Genomic DNA, 4,445 nt, shown 5'->3' on the forward strand with positions numbered 1-4,445 from the left:
CTCTCAAAACTGAACGATGGGCATGTCCCTTACGGGACGTTTTCCTTAGAAAGGAGGTGATCCAGCCGCACCTTCCGATACGGCTACCTTGTTACGACTTCACCCCAATCATCTACCCCACCTTCGACGGCTGGCTCCTTGCGGTTACCTCACCGGCTTCGGGTGTTGCAAACTCTCGTGGTGTGACGGGCGGTGTGTACAAGACCCGGGAACGTATTCACCGCAGTATGCTGACCTGCGATTACTAGCGATTCCGACTTCATGCAGGCGAGTTGCAGCCTGCAATCCGAACTGGGAACGGCTTTCTGGGATTGGCTCCACCTCGCGGTCTCGCTGCCCTTTGTACCGTCCATTGTAGCACGTGTGTAGCCCAACTCATAAGGGGCATGATGATTTGACGTCATCCCCACCTTCCTCCGGTTTGTCACCGGCAGTCTCCCTAGAGTGCCCAACTAAATGCTGGCAACTAAGGATAGGGGTTGCGCTCGTTGCGGGACTTAACCCAACATCTCACGACACGAGCTGACGACAACCATGCACCACCTGTCACCCTTGTCCCCGAAGGGAAAACTTGATCTCTCAAGCGGTCAAGGGGATGTCAAGAGTTGGTAAGGTTCTTCGCGTTGCTTCGAATTAAACCACATGCTCCACCGCTTGTGCGGGTCCCCGTCAATTCCTTTGAGTTTCAGCCTTGCGGCCGTACTCCCCAGGCGGAGTGCTTAATGCGTTAGCTTCAGCACTGAGGGGCGGAAACCCCCCAACACCTAGCACTCATCGTTTACGGCGTGGACTACCAGGGTATCTAATCCTGTTTGCTCCCCACGCTTTCGCGCCTCAGCGTCAGTTACAGACCAAAGAGTCGCCTTCGCCACTGGTGTTCCTCCACATCTCTACGCATTTCACCGCTACACATGGAATTCCACTCTTCTCTTCTGTACTCAAGCCTTCCAGTTTCCAATGACCCTCCCCGGTTGAGCCGGGGGCTTTCACATCAGACTTAAAAGGCCGCCTGCGCGCGCTTTACGCCCAATAATTCCGGACAACGCTTGCCACCTACGTATTACCGCGGCTGCTGGCACGTAGTTAGCCGTGGCTTTCTCGCAAGGTACCGTCAGGATACGAGCATTACCTCTCGTATCTGTTCTTCCCTTACAACAGAGTTTTACGATCCGAAAACCTTCATCACTCACGCGGCGTTGCTCCATCAGACTTTCGTCCATTGTGGAAGATTCCCTACTGCTGCCTCCCGTAGGAGTCTGGGCCGTGTCTCAGTCCCAGTGTGGCCGATCACCCTCTCAGGTCGGCTATGCATCGTCGCCTTGGTAGGCCATTACCCCACCAACTAGCTAATGCACCGCAAGGCCATCTCAAGGTGACGCCGGAGCGCCTTTCATCATCGGACCATGCGGTCCGAAGAACTATCCGGTATTAGCTCCGATTTCTCGGAGTTATCCCAATCCTTGAGGCAGGTTCCTTACGTGTTACTCACCCGTCCGCCGCTCATTCCACTATTTCCCTTTGAGTAATCAAGAAAGACCCCTCAGAGACGATGAGGTAGATAGGTCACGGGTGGAAGCATGGTGACATGCGGAGCTGAGTGATACTAATCGGTCGAGGCCTTGTTCTAGCAGATGATTTTGTTGATGACTTCAGTTTTGAGGGCGCGAGCCTTTCAAAAAAAGTGCTTGACGTTATGGAAACATAATGTTAAGATAATAGATGTCTGGTGGCGATAGCCAAGTGGTCACACCCGTTCCCATGCCGAACACGGAAGTTAAGCACTTGAACGCCGAAAGTAGTTGGGGGCTTCCCCCTGTGAGGATAGGACGCTGCCAGGCGTACATATGGAGGATTAGCTCAGCTGGGAGAGCATCTGCCTTACAAGCAGAGGGTCGGCGGTTCGATCCCGTCATCCTCCACCATTTTTATTTACACTTGCCGGTGTAGCTCAGCTGGTAGAGCAACTGACTTGTAATCAGTAGGTCGCGGGTTCGACTCCTGTTGCCGGCACCATTTTCATTTAAATATCACCGAAGATTCTGATTTAGAATTTAGGTTCTACCTTTAAAACCCTGCCGGGGTGGCGGAACTGGTAGACGCACAGGACTTAAAATCCTGCGGGGGTTTCCCCGTGCCGGTTCGATTCCGGCCCTCGGTACCATTTTTAATTTTAATAACTGTTTGATCCATTATACCCCGCACCCTTAGCTCAGCTGGATAGAGTACTTGACTACGAATCAAGGGGTCGGGAGTTCGAATCTCTCAGGGTGCACTTTTTCGGGAAGTAGCTCAGCTTGGTAGAGCACTTGGTTTGGGACCAAGGGGTCGCAGGTTCGAATCCTGTCTTCCCGACCATCTTCAATTTAATCCCTTTAATGGGGCCTTAGCTCAGCTGGGAGAGCGCCTGCCTTGCACGCAGGAGGTCAGCGGTTCGATCCCGCTAGGCTCCACCAAATTTTATCTTTGACGAACTTTGAAAACTGAACGATGAGGCAAAAAACGTATCTTCGGATACAAACAATGAATGAAGCGCAAGCTTCGTCAACGTGACTTTTAGTCACAAAAACGAGCAAGTCAAACACTTTATGGAGAGTTTGATCCTGGCTCAGGACGAACGCTGGCGGCGTGCCTAATACATGCAAGTCGAGCGCAGGAAGCTCGCGGAACTCTTCGGAGGGAAGTGAGTGGAATGAGCGGCGGACGGGTGAGTAACACGTAAGGAACCTGCCTCAAGGATTGGGATAACTCCGAGAAATCGGAGCTAATACCGGATAGTTCTTCGGACCGCATGGTCCGATGATGAAAGGCGCTCGAAGGTGGGGTAGATGATTGGGGTGAAGTCGTAACAAGGTAGCCGTATCGGAAGGTGCGGCTGGATCACCTCCTTTCTAAGGAAAACGTCCCGTAAGGGACATGCCCATCGTTCAGTTTTGAGAGTCCGATCTCTCAACTGAATCATCCCATATTTGAATGGGCCTATAGCTCAGCTGGTTAGAGCGCACGCCTGATAAGCGTGAGGTCGGTGGTTCGAGTCCACTTAGGCCCACCATTCAATTTTAAGTTCATATCCTGGGGCCTTAGCTCAGCTGGGAGAGCGCCTGCCTTGCACGCAGGAGGTCAGCGGTTCGATCCCGCTAGGCTCCATTTGTCTTGTCTATTTCCATGGAGAAGGCACTCGCACCTTGAAAACTGAAGACATCAACAAGACATCAAATTTTTATAACCATGTCATTAGACGTGTGTTCTTAGAATACCAAAATGCTAGATCAAGGTATGAAGGGCGTACGGTGGATGCCTTGTCGAAGGTGGGGTAGATGATTGGGGTGAAGTCGTAACAAGGTAGCCGTATCGGAAGGTGCGGCTGGATCACCTCCTTTCTAAGGAAAACGTCCCGTAAGGGACATGCCCATCGTTCAGTTTTGAGAGCTCGTCTCTCAGTCTCGTAAGAGACACTCGCACCTTGAAAACTGAAGACATCAACAAGACATCAAATTTTTATAACCATGTCATTAGACGTGTGTTCTTAGAATACCAAAATGCTAGATCAAGGTATGAAGGGCGTACGGTGGATGCCTTGGATTGGGGTGAAGTCGTAACAAGGTAGCCGTATCGGAAGGTGCGGCTGGATCACCTCCTTTCTAAGGAAAACGTCCCGTAAGGGACATGCCCATCGTTCAGTTTTGAGAGCTCGTCTCTCAGTCTCGATAGAGACACTCGCACCTTGAAAACTGAAGACATCAACAAGACATCAAATTTTTATAACCATGTCATTAGACGTGTGTTCTTAGAATACCAAAATGCTAGATCAAGGTATGAAGGGCGTACGGTGGATGGGTAGATGATTGGGGTGAAGTCGTAACAAGGTAGCCGTATCGGAAGGTGCGGCTGGATCACCTCCTTTCTAAGGAAAACGTCCCGTAAGGGACATGCCCATCGTTCAGTTTTGAGAGCTCGTCTCTCTAGTCTCGTAAGAGACACTCGCACCTTGAAAACTGAAGACATCAACAAGACATCAAATTTTTATAACCATGTCATTAGACGTGTGTTCTTAGAATACCAAAATGCTAGATCAAGGTATGAAGGGCGTACAGAGACGATGAGGTAGATAGGTCACGGGTGGAAGCATGGTGACATGCGGAGCTGAGTGATACTAATCGGTCGAGGCCTTGTTCTAGCAGATGATTGTTGATGACTTCAGTTTTGAGGGCGCGAGCCTTTCAAAAAAAGTGCTTGACGTTATGGAAACATAATGTTAAGATAATAGATGTCTGGTGGCGATAGCCAAGTGGTCACACCCGTTCCCATGCCGTTCCACTTGCTTCCCTCCGAAGAGTTCCGCGAGCTTCCTGCGCTCGACTTGCATGTATTAGGCACGCCGCCAGCGTTCGTCCTGAGCCAGGATCAAACTCTCCATAAAGTGTTTGACTTGCTCGTTTTTGTGACTA

General features: G+C 50.8%; 6 tRNA genes, 2 rRNA genes and 1 other annotated feature. Of the genes, 7 read left to right on the forward strand and 1 reads right to left on the reverse strand.

What is annotated here, in order from left to right:
• Positions 1-49: 49 nt before the first annotated feature.
• Positions 50-1,645: ribosomal RNA gene (locus tag A0126_RS16285) — 16S ribosomal RNA — on the reverse strand.
• Positions 1,646-1,722: 77 nt separating this feature from the next.
• Here A0126_RS16285 and rrf point away from each other — a divergent pair.
• The 7 genes from rrf (at position 1,723) to A0126_RS16320 (ending at position 2,453) form a co-directional block, all read left to right on the forward strand.
• Positions 1,723-1,838 (forward strand): 5S ribosomal RNA (gene rrf, locus A0126_RS16290).
• A gap of 8 nt (positions 1,839-1,846) precedes the next feature.
• Positions 1,847-1,922, forward strand: a tRNA-Val gene (locus tag A0126_RS16295).
• A 15-nt stretch (positions 1,923-1,937) separates the two neighbouring features.
• A tRNA-Thr gene (locus A0126_RS16300) sits at positions 1,938-2,013 on the forward strand.
• Between the two features lie 61 nt (positions 2,014-2,074).
• Positions 2,075-2,161, forward strand: a tRNA-Leu gene (locus A0126_RS16305).
• A 37-nt stretch (positions 2,162-2,198) separates the two neighbouring features.
• A tRNA-Arg gene (locus A0126_RS16310) sits at positions 2,199-2,272 on the forward strand.
• Between the two features lie 6 nt (positions 2,273-2,278).
• A tRNA-Pro gene (locus A0126_RS16315) sits at positions 2,279-2,355 on the forward strand.
• 22 nt (positions 2,356-2,377) lie between these two features.
• Positions 2,378-2,453: transfer RNA gene (locus A0126_RS16320), tRNA-Ala, on the forward strand.
• A gap of 129 nt (positions 2,454-2,582) precedes the next feature.
• Positions 2,583-3,377: a sequence feature (16S ribosomal RNA rRNA prediction is too short), on the forward strand.
• The last annotated feature ends 1,068 nt before the right edge of the window (positions 3,378-4,445 follow it).

It is taken from the genome of Exiguobacterium sp. N4-1P, assembly GCF_002214325.1.